At 74.8% G+C, this 14647-nt stretch carries 14 protein-coding genes; 9 read left to right on the top strand and 5 right to left on the bottom strand.

The window, feature by feature from the left end; translation table 11 throughout:
• Nucleotides 1-19: 19 nt before the first annotated feature.
• The 5 genes from OSB71_RS05445 to OSB71_RS05465 all read right to left on the bottom strand — a co-directional run bounded on the left by OSB71_RS05445 (nucleotide 20) and on the right by OSB71_RS05465 (nucleotide 3791).
• Nucleotides 20-334 carry a hypothetical protein gene (locus OSB71_RS05445; protein ID WP_265944784.1) on the bottom strand — a complete coding sequence of 105 codons (315 nt, stop codon included), beginning with the start codon at nucleotides 332-334 and terminating at the stop codon, nucleotides 20-22.
• Between the two features lie 654 nt (nucleotides 335-988).
• Nucleotides 989-1198, bottom strand: coding sequence for a DUF2277 domain-containing protein (locus tag OSB71_RS05450; protein ID WP_265944785.1), 210 nt, complete (start codon nucleotides 1196-1198; stop codon nucleotides 989-991).
• Between the two features lie 19 nt (nucleotides 1199-1217).
• Nucleotides 1218-1862 carry an IucA/IucC family C-terminal-domain containing protein gene (locus tag OSB71_RS05455; RefSeq protein WP_265944786.1) on the bottom strand — a complete coding sequence of 215 codons (645 nt, stop codon included), beginning with the start codon at nucleotides 1860-1862 and terminating at the stop codon, nucleotides 1218-1220.
• Nucleotides 1863-1921: 59 nt separating this feature from the next.
• Nucleotides 1922-2191 carry a DUF1876 domain-containing protein gene (locus tag OSB71_RS05460; protein WP_265944787.1) on the bottom strand — a complete coding sequence of 90 codons (270 nt, stop codon included), beginning with the start codon at nucleotides 2189-2191 and terminating at the stop codon, nucleotides 1922-1924.
• Nucleotides 2192-2543: 352 nt separating this feature from the next.
• Nucleotides 2544-3791 (bottom strand): PucR family transcriptional regulator, encoded by a 1248-nt coding sequence (locus OSB71_RS05465; protein WP_265944788.1) that lies wholly within the window; start codon nucleotides 3789-3791, stop codon nucleotides 2544-2546.
• Between the two features lie 615 nt (nucleotides 3792-4406).
• Between OSB71_RS05465 and OSB71_RS05470 the strand changes: the two genes are divergently transcribed.
• From OSB71_RS05470 to OSB71_RS05510, 9 genes are all read left to right on the top strand, one after another.
• Nucleotides 4407-5960, top strand: a complete 1554-nt coding sequence (locus OSB71_RS05470) for a DUF6801 domain-containing protein (RefSeq protein WP_265944789.1) — start codon at nucleotides 4407-4409, stop codon at nucleotides 5958-5960.
• Between the two features lie 58 nt (nucleotides 5961-6018).
• Nucleotides 6019-7110 (top strand): ABC transporter ATP-binding protein, encoded by a 1092-nt coding sequence (locus tag OSB71_RS05475; RefSeq protein ID WP_265944790.1) that lies wholly within the window; start codon nucleotides 6019-6021, stop codon nucleotides 7108-7110.
• Nucleotides 7107-7907 carry an MlaE family ABC transporter permease gene (locus tag OSB71_RS05480; RefSeq protein ID WP_265944792.1) on the top strand — a complete coding sequence of 267 codons (801 nt, stop codon included), beginning with the start codon at nucleotides 7107-7109 and terminating at the stop codon, nucleotides 7905-7907. Before OSB71_RS05475 ends, OSB71_RS05480 begins: the two co-directional genes overlap by 4 nt.
• A gap of 2 nt (nucleotides 7908-7909) precedes the next feature.
• Complete coding sequence (locus OSB71_RS05485; protein ID WP_265944795.1) at nucleotides 7910-8791, top strand: MlaE family ABC transporter permease; 882 nt, start codon at nucleotides 7910-7912, stop codon at nucleotides 8789-8791.
• Complete coding sequence (locus OSB71_RS05490) at nucleotides 8788-10158, top strand: MCE family protein (RefSeq protein WP_265944797.1); 1371 nt, start codon at nucleotides 8788-8790, stop codon at nucleotides 10156-10158. The genes OSB71_RS05485 and OSB71_RS05490 overlap by 4 nt, the downstream gene beginning before the upstream one ends.
• On the top strand, nucleotides 10155-11183 hold the full coding sequence (locus OSB71_RS05495) for an MCE family protein (protein ID WP_265944799.1): 1029 nt from the start codon (nucleotides 10155-10157) through the stop codon (nucleotides 11181-11183). The genes OSB71_RS05490 and OSB71_RS05495 overlap by 4 nt, the downstream gene beginning before the upstream one ends.
• Before the next feature lie 113 nt (nucleotides 11184-11296).
• Complete coding sequence (locus OSB71_RS05500) at nucleotides 11297-12310, top strand: MCE family protein (protein WP_265945201.1); 1014 nt, start codon at nucleotides 11297-11299, stop codon at nucleotides 12308-12310.
• Entirely contained in the window at nucleotides 12307-13455 is a 1149-nt protein-coding gene (locus tag OSB71_RS05505) for an MCE family protein (protein ID WP_265944801.1), read from the top strand. Before OSB71_RS05500 ends, OSB71_RS05505 begins: the two co-directional genes overlap by 4 nt.
• Nucleotides 13452-14645 (top strand): MCE family protein, encoded by a 1194-nt coding sequence (locus tag OSB71_RS05510; protein ID WP_265944803.1) that lies wholly within the window; start codon nucleotides 13452-13454, stop codon nucleotides 14643-14645. Before OSB71_RS05505 ends, OSB71_RS05510 begins: the two co-directional genes overlap by 4 nt.
• The last annotated feature ends 2 nt before the right edge of the window (nucleotides 14646-14647 follow it).

Consider the following 14647-nt stretch of genomic DNA (forward strand, 5'->3'; position numbering starts at 1 on the left):
TACGGCGGGCGCCCGCCGGTCACTGCGGGATGTTGCCGACGTAGACGCTCATGCCGGGGTACACCTGGGTGACCTCCCTGCCGCTGGCGAAGGCGGTCCTGGAGCCGGCACAGTTCTCCTGGTAGTGCAGGAAGACGTACTGACCGGTCATGTTCCGCAGCGTCGTCGCGGTGCCCATGTCCCCGGGCACGTTGTAGCAGCCGATGGGGGAGGGGATCCGCTCACCGTCCAGTTCGATGTGACCGGCGGCGGCACTGGCGTCGGAGGCCGACCCGGCGAGCAGCAGGAAGCTGGCCAGCAGGCCGAGCGCTGCCGTGGACTTCTTCTTCGACATGTTCTCCCTTGCCGCGGTGGATACCGTGCGTGTGGCATCGCTCCGACGGTTCGGACACCCGGCGCGTTTTCGCTGAAGAGGGGCCGAAATCGATACGACCGGCCGTGTCTTTTCGATGCGGTCGTCGTCGGAGGCGCTCGCCATGGTTCTTCCACCGGAGGCGGTGCGATAAAGATTCGCCCGCGGTGTTCCGGTCGTGCGGAGAGGTGAACAATAAGATACGACTAAGAGCTTTCCGCCCCTGGGTGTACGCCCCGCGCATCACCGCCTACAGGTGTGCGGAATGCACCTCGCGTGGCTCGCGATATGGTCGCGTATTACGGAACGCGAGCCCGAGGGGAAACATACCAAAAGCTTCGCCTCAGAGTGATTTCCTTCCCAGTGCTCTACGGAAATGCCGGGCCGGGGCCCGGCGACAGGTCCGCGGCGGGGAGCGGAAAGCGGGCCCGCCCGCCGGACGCGCGGGAGGGCCCCGGGTGCGCGTGACGGCTTCGGGTGGGCGTGACGGCCCGAACGTGCGGGGCGGCCCCGGGCGCGCGTGACGGCACCGGCGGGCGCGGGGGCGCCGTCGGGGTGCGAGCCGCCGCGGGCACCGTTCAGTGCCGCCGCGGCCCCTCCCGCCCCGGGCCGCGGCGGCGTGTGCGGCGGACGGCGTCAGCCGCCGCGGACGGTCAGGTCGTCCAGGAGGCGCCGGGTGGCCGCGGTGACCTCGGCCACCGCGCGCTCGAAGGCCACCGCGTTGTGCGCCGCCGGTGCGCGGAAGCCCGACACCTTGCGGACGTACTGCAGCGCCGCGGCGCGCACGTCGTCGTCGGTGACCTCTTCGGTGTACGGCGGGCGCAGCGTCCTGATGCTTCGGCACATGGCCTTGACGGTACGCCGTTCAGCGCCCGGGGGGCGCGTCGAAGCAGCAGTCCCCGCACACACCGCCACCGGGCACGCGGTAGTACAGGCAGCAGGTGAACCGGCGGAACCCCGCGCTGTCCAGCGCGCCCGTCCCGGCCAGCGGCGGCGCGGACAGCAGGGTGCGCACCCACGCCTCGGCCGGGGCCGGCCGGCCGAGCTGGGCCAGCGCGCCGCCGAGTGCGGAGGCGGCGTTCCCCCACAGCAGGCGCGGCGCGACGCGGACCACCTCCCGCGTCGCCGCGACGAGCGGCACGAGGTGGTCCTCCAGCACCGCCGCCCGCAGGTGTCCGGCGGCGTCCGCGCGCGGCGGCAGCGGCGGCGCGGGGGTGAGCCGCAGGTCGTCCGGTGTGCTGCGGTCCGGCCGCCAGCGCAGCAGCGCGGGGGAGAGGTCGGGCAGCGGTCCGCCGCGCACGCAGGCCGCCAGGGCGATCGACCACAGCCGCGCCGCGAGCCCGAGGAAGGCGATGGACGCCGCCACCCGGGGCTCGTCCGTGCCCAGGCGGGTGCGCACCAGGTCGACGCGTGCGCGCAGCGGCTCCGTCCGCCCCGCGTACAGCGCGGCGAGCGCGGGCGCGTCCCCCTCGGCCGGGGTCGAGGTGCGCAGCGCGAAGAAACCGTCCACGCCCGGCACCCTACGCACCGCCCGCGCGGCCGGGGGCGCGGGGCCCGCCGGCCGCCCGGTCAGCGCACGAGGTGCGCCGGTTCGTGCGTCGCCGACTCGATCTCGTGCCCGGCCTTGGCCAGCAGTTGGTGCGAGAGGTCGCGCAGCGCGCGGGCCGCGGCGATCTCCTCGCCGACCCGCTGCTGGGCCGGGTCGCCCGGGTAGCGGTCGGCCCGGCCGTGCGCCCGGAGTTCGGTGCCGTCCTGCAGGCGCAGCAGGCAGGAGGAGCGCGTCTTGTCGCCGTCCTCCCAGAACTCCATCTCGACGTTCATCCCGACGATCGTTTCCATCGACATCACCTCCACCGCGTCGGTCCTTCCAGGGTGGGGCATCGCCGGGCGGCGGGCTACTCGGGACGCCCTCCGCCGGGGCGGCCGGTGAGCCCGTGCCGGGAGGCGTCCGCCGGCACCAGGTGGTCGCCGGTGACCATCCGCGCTCGCCGGCGCGGCCCGTCGGCCAGCGCCCGGGAGGCGCGCGGTGGCCACGGAGACCTCCGGGGCGCGGTGGGGGCGTGCTCCGGTGGCCCGGGCGCGCGGCAGCGCACGTCACCGTCGACGGGGCCGCTCCCCCACGGCCGGCCCCGTTTCCCCGCGCCCGTCACGGCTCGCGGTGAGCCCGCGGAGCACGTCGCCGCGGCCCGTTTCAGGCGGCGGGGTGCCCCGGCTGGCGGCGCAGCCGCAGCGCGCGCAGGACCACCTCGGTGGCGAACCGGTCGTCCAGGTCGCCCAGCCGGTCCCCGAAGGCCCGGTCGAGGTTGCGCAGCCGGTAGCGGACGGTCTGCGGGTGCAGGTGCAGCAGTTCGGCCATCTGCACCGCGTTGCCCCGGGTGTCCAGCCACGCCTGGAGCGTCTCCACCAGTCGCTCGCGCTGGTTGCGGGTGAGCTGGGAGAGCGGGGCGAGCTGGCGGCGGGCGAGCTGGTCGATGAGGGCGGAGTCGGCGCACAGCCACAGCGTCAGCAGGTGCTCCTCGCAGTGGACGACGGGCGTGGCCGGGATGACCTGGGCGTCCACCAGCGTGAGCGCCTGCCGGGCCCAGCGCAGCGACTCCGCCGCCTGCCCGAGCGGCACGGTCAGGCCCACCGCCGCCCGCAGCCCGGACGGCGCCCTGGCCAGCGCGGCGCGCCGGGGCTCGTCCAGGCCGCCGGGGACGAGCAGGTGCGGCTGCGGATCGCCGAAGCCCAGCAGCGCGTCGTCGCCGAACACCTCGCGGGCGGCCGCCCGGCCCTCCGGGCGCAGGGCGACGAGCGTCACCTGCTCCGGCAGCGGCCAGTCGGCCCGCTCGGCGTGCCCGGCCAGGGAGGAGCGCGGCACGGAGCCGCCGGCCAGGATGAGCTCCAGCAGCAGCCTGCGCTGCTCGTCCTGGCCGCCGCGCAGTTCGGCCTGTGCGGCCAGGTAGCCCTCGCGGGCCAGCTCGATCAGCTCGTCGACGTAGCCGAAGAGCGCGTCGGCGAAGGTGAGCATGACGGCGGGGGAGAGGTTGTAGCGCCGCCCGAGCGTCTTGCCGTACCGCAGGGCCACCCGCACCCCGATCCGGAAGGCGGTCTGGAGGTTGTCCATGCTCCGGCCGCGGTAGGCCTCGTAACGGCCGAGCTTGCGGCACATCCGGTCCCGGCGTGCGGTGGACGCGGCGGGCGAGGCGACCTTGTCGACGAAGGTCACCAGGTTCTGCTCCACGCTGCCCTGGATCAGCGGGCCGTACGGGCCGTCTAACAGCGGCGCGTACTCGGGGATGGCCCGGCGCAGTTCGGTGCCGATCTCGTGCATCAGGCCGGGCAGTTCGGGCCGCATGACGGCGGCGAGCTCCCTGGGCAGCGGCACCGGTCCCGCGGCCCCCGCGGTCCTCCCCGCCCCCGGCCCCCGGGGGCCCGGCTGGGGCGTCGCGCTCGTCATAGGTACTCCTCACTCGGCCGGACGGCCGTCCGCTCCGCCGGAGCCGGAGCCCGTCGGTGGAGGCGGGACACGCGGCGCCGGTCGCGGCGTGACGGGAGGGTGGTCGCGGTGTGCACGGTAGGGCACGCGCCGTGACGGTGGTACCCGGTGCGCGTGATGCGCTCCGGGGGCCTGGACAGCAGTGGGGCCGTCCGGCCGGGCGCCGGTCAAGCCGCGTGCGCTTCCGTGCTCACCGGCGGATGAAAAGCGCGTGCGAAGTTGTACGGGGGTCACAAAGAAGCCGCTTTCGCCGCCGGTGCGCGCCGCGCCGCCCGCCGCGTCAAGACGGGGTGGGGGAAATACTCACCTGACGATGAGGACGGGCGCGCGAGTGATGCTCACCCGACAACGAAAAGCGCGTTTCCGCGCAGGTCCGCGGAATTTCGCCGAGCGCCGTTGCCCCGCCGGGTTACCCGTACGTAACGTGCCATCCGCGTCGCCGACCAAGACCGGTCAGGGTCGGCACCGGGGAACGGGAAAAAGCGAAGTCCCCCGCTTTCCGCGACGCGTTCGCGTGCACCGCCGGTGGCGGCGGTGACGCTCTCCGGTTCGTTTTCCGACAAGGGAGTAGGCGGCATGGTCACACGGCGCACGGCGGGGGTGGCGGCCCTGGGCGCGGCCGCACTCCTGGTCGGCCTGCCCGCCGCGCAGGGCCTGGTGCCGGGCGGTCCGCCCGCGCCGTCCCCCGGGCCGCCGTCGCCGGTCAGCGCGACCCTCGCCTACCGGTGCGTGCTGCCCTCGGGGACCCACGACGCCGAGGTGACCCTCACCGGCACCTTCCCGCGGAGCGTCGCACCGGGTGAGGCCGTCCGGGTGCGCGGTCTGACCCTGCGCACGGTGCTCCCGGCCGAGGCGGCGGCCGGCCTCCCCGGGGAGGGGGAGGCCGGCCGCCCGGCGACGCTGGCGGGCAGTGCGGGGCCGCCGGAGGCCACGCCGGTGCCGTGGGAGGCGGAGTTCACCGCGGCCGGCGCGCCGACCCGGCGTGGCGCCTCCGTCGAGCTGACCCACACCGGCGAGGCCGCCCCCGTCACGCCGGCCCGCTCCGGTGCGGCGGTGTTCACCGCCGGACCGCTCACCTTCGGCACGGGCGCGGACGAGGGCGCGGACCCGGACCCGGGCGCGGACCCGGGCCCGGGCGTGGAGGGGGACGCGAGTGAGGGCGGGAGCGGCGGCGCGGGCGCGGCCCGGACGGCCGTCCGGTGCGCGCCGGCCGACGGTGCCGACCCCACGCTCGCCACCGTGGCGGTCGAGCCGGAACCGGCGCCCTCCGCCCGGCCGGACGGGTCGCCCGGCCCCGCGGCCACGCCCGCGCCGAGCGCGCGGGACACACCCGGCGGGAGCGAGTCGCCGACGGCGCGCGCCGAGGGCGAGGCGGCGCCCGGGCCGCGTCGGGAACCGGGCGGGCGGCCCCTGGAGGGCTGCCCCGAGCCGCCCACGAAGGACGCGCTGGACCGGAGCCTGCTGCCCGAGCCGCCCCCGGACGCCCAGGTCTTCGAGGCCGAGGGCGGGATCGGCTGCACCGTCCCGGTCGGCTACGCGAACGTCGACAAGCAGCGGGCCGCGATGGTCCTCAACGACCCGTCGGGCGAGGTGGAGGTCTCCGGGCTGCGCGTGTTCGTGCGGTCGGCGCAGACCCCCGACGGCCGCTACCTCCAGGCCGCCCACGTCGGCGACATCGCGATGCCGCCCGCGACGAGCACCTTCGTGAACTTCGACTTCATGCCCGTGACCGCCCGCGTGGAGCTGGTCTCGCTCACGCCCGCCACCATCGTGATGGTCCAGCGCACGGGCGAGCCCACGCGCACCACCGTCGGCTACGACCTCCAGGTGCGCATCGCGGAGGCCCGGGTCAACGGCGTCCCGCTCCCGGTCGGCCCGGACTGCCGCACCGGCGAGCCGATCCCGGTGCGGCTGAGCGGACAGGCCCCGCACTACGACGTGCTCGGCGGCGGCCTGCTCACCGGGGAGATCGACCTGCCCGCCTTCACCGGCTGCGGCGTCGGGGAGGACCTGGACCCGCTGTTCACCGCGTCCGTCTCCGGCCCCGGCAACCACCTGAGGCTCAACCAGGGACCCGTCTGCAACGAGCCCTGCACCGAGATCACCGTCCCCGCGCTGCCGAAGCGGTGATCTCCGTCAGAAACGACGCGGTCCACCGTCACGCACGCGCAATCCGCCGGGAGGTGCCATGGGAGTCGAAGTCGCCATCGAGGGGCTGAGCAAACACTTCGGCCGTCAGGAGATCTGGCAGGACGTGAGTTTCGTCCTGCCGCCCGGCGAGGTCAGCGTGCTGCTCGGGCCTTCGGGGACCGGGAAGACGGTGTTCTTGAAATCCGTCATCGGGTTGCTGAAGCCCGAGCGGGGGCGGGTGCTCATCAACGGCGTCGACATGGTGAACAGCCCGGCCAAGGACATCTACGAAACGCGCAAGCTCTTCGGCCTGATGTTCCAGGACGGCGCGCTGTTCGGTTCGATGACGCTGTTCGACAACATCGCCTTTCCGCTGCGCGAGCACACCAGGAAAAAGGAGTCCGAGATCCGGCGCATCGTGCTGGACCGGATGGAGATGGTCGGGCTCACCGGAGCGCAGGACAAGCTGCCCGGCGAGATATCCGGCGGCATGCGCAAGCGCGCCGGGCTCGCCCGCGCGCTCGTGCTGGACCCGCAGATCATCCTGTGCGACGAACCGGACTCCGGCCTCGACCCGGTGCGCACCTCCTACCTCTCCCAGCTCCTGATCGACCTCAACGCCCAGCTCGACACGACGATGCTGATCGTCACCCACAACCTCGACATCGCCCGCACCGTACCGGACAACATGGGCATGCTCTTCCGGCGCCGACTGGTCACCTTCGGGCCCCGTGAGGCGCTGCTGACCAGCGAGGAGCCCGTCGTGCGGCAGTTCCTCGGCGGGCACATGGCCGGGCCCATCGGCATGTCGGAGGAGAAGGACCAGGCCACGGTCGAGCGCGAGCAGCTCCTCGGCGCCCACGACTACCGCGCCGTGCCGCAGACGGTCCGGCCGCAGCTCCAGCCCTCGCCCGGGCTGCCGCCGCGCAGCGCCGTGCAGCGGCGCCGGCGGCGCGTGCTCGGCATGCTCGACCAGCTCACCCCGGCCGCGCAGGCCGCCATCCGCGCCGCCCACGCCGCCCACCCGGAGCCGGACGCGGCCCCGCCCGCCGGGCCGGGGCCCGCCGGACCGGCGTCCGCGGGCCAGGGGCCCACCGGCCACGGGCCCACCGGCACCGCGCCGTTGCCGCCGCTGGGGAACCACCGGTGAGCGCCCCGGCCGGGCCCAGGAGCCGCCCGCTGCCCGGGGCCGGCGCCCTGCGCGAGATCGGGGCGCTGTTCGCCCTCGCCCTGACCGTGCTGCGCGAGACGTTCCGGCGCCCCTTCCAGGCTCGCGAGTTCGTCGAGCAGTTCTGGTTCATCGCCAGCGTGACGATCCTGCCCGCCATGCTCGTGACGATCCCGTTCGGCGCGGTCATCGCGCTCCAGGTGGGCTCGCTCATCGAGCAGTTCGGGGCCCAGTCCTTCACCGGCGGCGCCAGCGTCCTGGTGCTCATCCAGCAGGCCAGTCCGCTCATCGTCTCCCTGCTCGTCTCCGGTGTCGCCTGTTCCGCCCTCTGCGCCGACCTCGGCTCGCGCACCATCCGCGAGGAGCTGGACGCGATGGAGGTCATGGGCGTCTCCCCGGTGCACCGCCTGGTCGTGCCCCGGGTGCTGGCCGTGACCCTGGTGGCGGTGCTGCTCAACGGCCTGGTCTCCGTCGTCGGCACCCTGGGCGGCTACTTCTTCAACGTGATCCTCCAGGACGGCACCCCGGGCGCCTACCTGTCCAGCTTCGCCGCCCTCGCCCAGCTACCCGACCTCTACGTCAGCCAGTTCAAGGCGCTGCTCTTCGGGTTCATCGCGGGCATCGTCGCCGCCCACCGGGGCCTGCGGCCCAAGGGCGGCCCCAAGGGCGTGGGCGACGCGGTCAACCAGTCGGTCGTCTTCACCTTCCTCATCCTCTTCTTCGTCAACATGGTCATCACGGCCATCTACCTCCAGCTCGTTCCGGCGAAGGGGATCTGACGATGGCCCCGACCAGCGCGCCCGCGCCCGCCGACACCCGGCCGCCGCGCCGCGGCCCCGCGCCGCCCCGCGCCCCGCGCGGCCGGTGGCTGGCCTGGCTGGACCGGCCGGGCGACGAGCTCCTGTTCTACCTGCGCGCCCTGCTCGGCATCCCCAAGGCGCTGCGCAGCTACTACCGCGAGTGCCTGCGGCTGTTCGCCGAGGTGACCTTCGGCAGCGGCGGCCTCGGCGTCGTCGGCGGCACCGTCGGCGTGATGATCGGCATCACCGTCTTCACCGGCACCGTCGTGGGCCTCCAGGGCTACGCCGCGCTCAGCCAGATCGGCACCGACGCCTTCACCGGCTTCGTCTCCGCCTACTTCAACACCCGCGAGATCGCCCCGCTGGTGGCCGCGCTGGCGCTGTCCACCACCGTCGGCGCGGGCTTCACCGCCCAACTCGGGGCGATGCGCATCAACGAGGAGGTCGACGCGCTGGAGGCCATGGGCATCCGCGGCATGCCCTACCTCGTCAGCACCCGCGTCATCGCCGGCGCCGTCGCGATCATCCCGCTGTACGCGATCGGGCTGCTCGGCTCCTACACCGCCTCCCGCCTGGTGACGGTCGTCTTCAACGACCAGTCCACCGGCACCTACGACCACTACTTCGAACTGTTCCTCTCCCCGGACGACGTGCTGCTGTCCTTCGTGAAGGTGTCCGTCTTCAGCGTGCTGGTCATCCTCGCGCACTGCTACTACGGCTTCCGGGCCGCCGGCGGCCCGGCCGGCGTCGGCGTCGCCGTCGGCCGCTCGGTGCGCACCGCGATCGTGCTGATCAGCGTGAGCGACTTCTTCCTCAGCCTCGCCTTCTGGGGTGCCACGACGACCGTGAAGGTGGCCGGATGACCACGCACGCCACCCGCCCCAGGCCCCCCGCACCCGCCCCGCCGCCCCCGGGCGCCCGCCGCCGCGAACGGCGCCGCACCGCGGGCCGCCGCCTGGCGGGCGTGGTCTTCCTCCTGGTCCCCGTCCTGCTGGCCGGGCTGTCGCTGGCCGTCTACCAGCAGGCGTTCACCGACTCGGCCACGCTCACGGTGCGCACGGACAACGCCGGGCGCGAGATGCACCCCCAGGCGGACGTCAAGCTGCGCGGCGTCGTCGTCGGCCGGGTCGAGGAGATCACCACCCACGGCGACGGGGCCCGGCTCACCCTGGCCATGCGGCCCGGGACGCTGGCGGCGATCCCCGCCGACGTGCGCGCCCAACTGCTGCCCACCACCCTGTTCGGACTGCGCTACGTGGCCCTGGTGCCGCCCCCCGAGCCCACGTCGCGCACCCTGGCGCCCGGCGACGTCATCCCGCAGGACCGCAGCGAGAACGCCGTCGAGCTCGCCCACGCCCTGGACAACCTGCAGTCGCTGCTGACCGCCGTGCAGCCGGCCGACCTGTCCGCCACCCTCACCGCCGTCGCCCAGGCGCTGTCCGGGCGCGGCGAGCAACTGGGCGAGACGCTCGTGCGGCTCGACTCCTACCTCGCCGAGCTCAACCCGCACCTGCCCGCGCTCAACCGCGACCTGCGCCACCTGGTGGAAGTCGGCCGCGTCTACCAGGACGCCGCCCCCGACCTGCTCGACGCCCTGGCCGACCTCACCACCACGACGGCCACCCTGGCCGAACACCGCGCCGAGCTGAACACCGTGTACGCCTCGGTCACCACCGGCTCGCGCGACCTGCACACCTTCCTCCGGCAGAACCAGGACAACCTCATCCGCCTCGCGCGGACCAGCCGGCCCACCCTGGAGACCCTCGCCCGGCACGCCCCCGCCTTCCCCTGCACCCTGCGCACCCTCGCGGACTTCGTGCCCGCCATGGACCGCGCGCTGGGCCAGGGCACCGACCAGCCCGGCCTGCACGTGGAGGTCGAGGTCGTCCCCTCGCGCGGCGCCTACCGGCCGGGCACCGACACCCCGCGCTACGACGCCTCCGGCGGCCCGCAGTGCTACCCCGTCCCCCTCACCGGCGGGGCCCGCGACGCCGACCGCGCCTCCCAGGCGGGGCACGCCGGGCACGCCGACCAGGCCGGCGCACGGCCGGGCCCCACCGTCCCCACCGGCGTCCCCGGCGGGCTCGGCGTGCCCAACTCACCGCAGGAGAACGCCCTTGTCAACGAGATCCTGGCCGCGCCGAGCGCCCAGCACCCCGCGGCGCTGCCCGACTGGTCCAGCCTGCTGGCCGGCCCCACCCTGCGCGGAGCGGAGGTGCGGCTGAAGTGACCGGGTCAAGCATCACCGCGCCCCTGGTCAAGTCGGTGCTCTTCGTCCTCCTCACCGCGCTGACCACGGCCATGCTCGCCGTCAGCATCTCCGGACGCGGCACCGGCGACGCCGACACCTACCGCGCCCGGTTCACCGACGCCACCGGGCTCATCGAGGGCGACAGCGTGCGCGTCGCGGGCGTCACCGTCGGCAAGGTCACCGGCATCCGCGTCGTCGACCGCCGCCACGCGGAGGTGGCGTTCACCGTGGAGGCCGACCGGGACCTGCCCGCCTCGGTCACCGCGTCGATCAAGTACCTGAACCTGGTCGGCCAACGCTACCTGGACCTGCGGCGCGGCGGCGACGCCGTCGGCGCGACGCTGCCCCCGGGCGGCACGATCCCGCTGGAGCGCACCGTGCCCGCGCTCGACCTCACCCAGCTCTTCAACGGCTTCCGCCCGCTGTTCGCGGGGCTCTCGCCCGAGGACACCAACGCGCTCGCCGCCTCGCTGGTCCAGGTGCTCCAGGGCGAGGGCGGCACCGTCGGCGAACTCGTCCGCACCATCGGCTCCCTGACCAGCACGCTCGCCGACAAGGACGAGGTGATCGGCGCGGTGATCGACAACCTGGGCGACGTCATCGCCACCGTCAACGAGCACGAGGAGGACTTCACCGAACTCGTCGCCACGATGGAGTCGCTGGTGAGCGGGCTCGCCGAGGACCGCGAACCGATCGGCGAGGCCGTCGAGGGCCTGTCCGAGCTCGCCACCTCCACCGCCGGACTGCTGGAGGACGGCCGCGCCCCGCTCAAGGAGGACATCCGCCACCTCGGTCGGCTCAGCGAGCACCTGGCCGACAACACGCCGCTGGTGGAGAACTTCCTCGCCCGCACGCCGGTGAAGATGCGCACCCTGGGCCGCCTGGCGTCCTACGGGTCCTGGCTCAACCTGTACTTGTGCCAGGCGCGGCTGACCGGTGCCGAGTCCGCGGACGGCCCGCCGCCCACCGGGCTGCCCGTCACCGAGGCGAGGTGCCGCCCGTGACGCGCCCCCGCCTGCCCCGGCTGCGCCTGCCCCGTCCGCGCCTGTCCCGCACGCTCCCGTTCCGCCGCGCCCGGTCCCGGGGCGCCGCCCGGCCCGCCGTCGCCCGCCGCCCGCTGCGGGAGCGCCGTCCCGCACTCGTCGGCGCCGTCGGCCTGCTGCTGCTCGCGCTCGTCGGCGTGCTCGCCTACCACGCCGGGGCGTTCGCCTCCGGCACCCGCTACACCGCCGAGTTCACCGAGTCCGCCGGGCTCGGCTCCGGCGACGAGGTCCGGGTGGCCGGGGTCCGGGTGGGCGAGGTCGAGGAGGTGGCCCTGGACGGCGACCGGGTGGCGGTCACCTTCACCGTCTCGGACGTGTGGGTCGGTGACGCCAGCACCGTCGGCATCGCCATCAAGACGCTGCTGGGCGCCAAGTACCTCGCCCTGCGGCCCCTGGGCACCGCCGAGCAGGACCCCGGCGAGCGCATCCCCGCCGCGCGCACGACCTCGCCCTACGACGTCGTGGAGGCGTTCCAGGGCCTCGGCGAGACCGCCGGGGCGATCGACACCGACCAGCTCGCGGAGAGCTTCACCACGCTCGCCGACACCTTCCGGGACACCCCGCCCGACGTGCGCGAGGCCGTCACCGGGCTCGCCGACCTCTCGCGGGTCATCGCCGACCGCGACGCCGAACTGGCCGAACTCCTCTCCGGCAGCAGCACCCTCAGCGAGACCCTGAGCGACCAGGGCGAGCGGTTCGAGAACCTGCTGGCCGACGGCAACCAGCTCCTGGCGGAAGTGCGCGCACGCCGGGACGCCATCGGGGCCCTGCTGGAAGGCAGCCGCGACCTGGGCACCGAACTGCGCGGCCTGGTCGCGGACAACGAGGACCGCATCAAGCCCACCCTGGACGCCCTGACGCGGGTCACCACCGTCCTGGAGGACAACAAGGAGCACCTGGACGCCACGCTCGCCGCCGCCGGGCCCTACTACCGGCTGATCGGCAACGCCACCGGCAGCGGCCACTGGCTGGACGCCTACCTCTGCGGCGTGGTTCCCGACCGCTACCTGCCCGCCGGGACACCGCCGGAGCGCGGCTGCGTGCCTCCGCGGCCCGCCGGGTCCGAACCGCAAGGAGGCCGCCGATGAAACGTCCGGTGATCCGCCGCCGCCTGACCCGCGCCCGGCACCGCCTGACCCCCGCGCGCCGCGCGCCGGACGACCGCCGGACGCCGCGCGCCCGCCGCCCGGTCGCGCTGGTGGCCGCCGCCGCGGTGCTGGCGGCCGTCGTCCTGGCCGCCGGCGCCTGGCTGGGCGGCGACACCCTGCGCGTGACCGCCTACTTCACCCGCGCCATCGGGCTGCACGAGGGCTCCGACCTGCGCGTGCTGGGCGTGACGGTGGGCAGGGTGGCCGACGTGCACCCCGAGGGCACCCGGGTGCGGGTCACCCTGGAGGTGGACGAGGGCGTGGCGGTGCCCGCGTCCGCCCAGGCCGTGGTCGTCGCCCCCAGCGTCGTCTCCGGCCGGTTCCTCCAGCTCACCCCCGCCTACACCGGCGGCCCGCGGCTGGCCGACGGCGACGTCATCCCGGCCGAGCGCACCCTGACCCCGCTGGAGATCGACGAGCTCGCCGCCAGCCTCACCGAGCTGAGCGACACGCTCGGCCCCGAGGGCGCGGGCCGGGACGGTGCGCTCGGGGACCTCCTCGACGTCGGCGCCGAGAACCTGAAGGGCAACGGCGCGCCCCTCGGCGAGACCCTCAGCAGCCTCGGCGCCGCCTCGCAGGTCCTCAGCGACAGCAGCGGCGACTTCGTCAGCACCGTGAAGAACCTCCAGACGTTCACCGGCATGCTCAAGGACAACGACGACACCGTCCGCACCGCCGCCCGGCAACTCGGGGACGTGGCCGACTTCCTCGCCGACGACAAGGAAGACCTCGGCGACGCGCTGCGCGAACTGAGCACCGCGCTCGGGGACGTGGGCGACTTCCTGGCCGACCACCGACTCGCCGTCGCCGGCAACGTGGACCGGCTCACCACCCTCACCCAGTCCCTGGTCGACCAGCGCCACTCGCTGGCCGAGGCGCTGGAGACCGCGCCGCTGGCCGCGGGCAACGCCGTGCGCGCCTACAACCCGCGCACCGGCACCATCGACGGGCGCGTCAACCTCAACGAGCTGAGCCTGGGCGCCGGGCCGCGGCTGGAGCGGCTGCCGCCCGGCGAGGCCGAGCGGACCACCTTCGGGCTGCCCGTCGTCGGTGACGTCCACCGCGAGGCGGAGGTGCGGCCGTGAAGCGCGCCACCGCCCTGCGCACCGGCCTGGCCGGCGCCCTCGCCCTCACCGCCGTCCTCGGCCTCGGCGCGGCGGGCTGCACCCCGCCCCGGCTGACCGGCCTGGCCGACCTGCCACTGCCCGGCGGCGCCGGCCTGGGCGACCACCCCTACCGGGTGCACGCCGAGTTCGCCGACGTGCTCAGCCTGTTCCCGCACTCCTCGGTGAAGGTCAACGACGTCGCGGTCGGCCGCGTCACCGGCGTCTCGCTGGCCGACGACGGCTGGACGGCCACCGTCACCATGGAGGTCAACGGGGACGTCGACCTGCCCGCCAACGCCTACGCCTACCTGGAGCAGTCCAGCCTGCTGGGGGAGAAGTACGTCCAGCTCGCGGCGCCCCCCGCGGGCGAGGAGAGCGGCGCCCTGGGCGACGGGGCGACGATCCCGCTGGCGCGCACGGGCCGCAACCCGGAGGTCGAGGAGGTCTTCGGCGCCCTGTCGATGCTGCTCAACGGCGGCGGGGTGCAGCAGATCCGCACCATCAGCCGCGAGCTGAACGCGGCGCTGGAGGGCAACGAGCCCGAGGCCCGCTCGGCCCTGCGCCGCGTCGCGGAGCTCACCGGCAACCTCGACGAGCACAAGGGCGACATCACCGCGGCCCTGGACAGCGTCGACCGCCTCTCCGCACGGCTCAGCGCGCGGCAGCCCGAGATCGAGCAGGCGCTCAGCGGCCTGAGCCCGGGGCTGGCCGTGCTGGAGGAGCAGCGCGGCTCCCTGGTGGGCATGCTCCGCGCGCTGGACGGCCTCTCCGACGTGGCCGTGGAGACCCTGGACGCGGGAGCCGAGGACATCGTCGCCGACCTGAAGGCGCTCGCGCCCACGCTGGAGCACCTCGCCGACGCCGGTCAGGACCTGCCCGACTCCCTGGAGGCGCTGGCCACCTTCCCGTTCACCGACGAGGTGCTGCGCGGCGTCAAGGGCGACTACCTGAACGTCTACCTCGACGTCACCGCCCGGCCGGGCACGACGATCATCCCGCCGCTCGGCCCGGCCGCGGCCCCCGGCGCCGACGGGGCGGGCGCCGACGCGGCAGGCGGCGCGGAGAACGCCGAGCCCGCCGCCGCGGCCCTGCCGCTGCCCGCCGTCACCGTCACCACCGGCACCACCGGCACCACCGGCACCACCGCCACCACCGGCGAAGGGGAGTGAGC

Origin of the sequence: Streptomyces marinisediminis, from assembly GCF_026262575.1 — a bacterium.
Lineage (GTDB): Bacteria > Actinomycetota > Actinomycetes > Streptomycetales > Streptomycetaceae > Streptomyces > Streptomyces marinisediminis.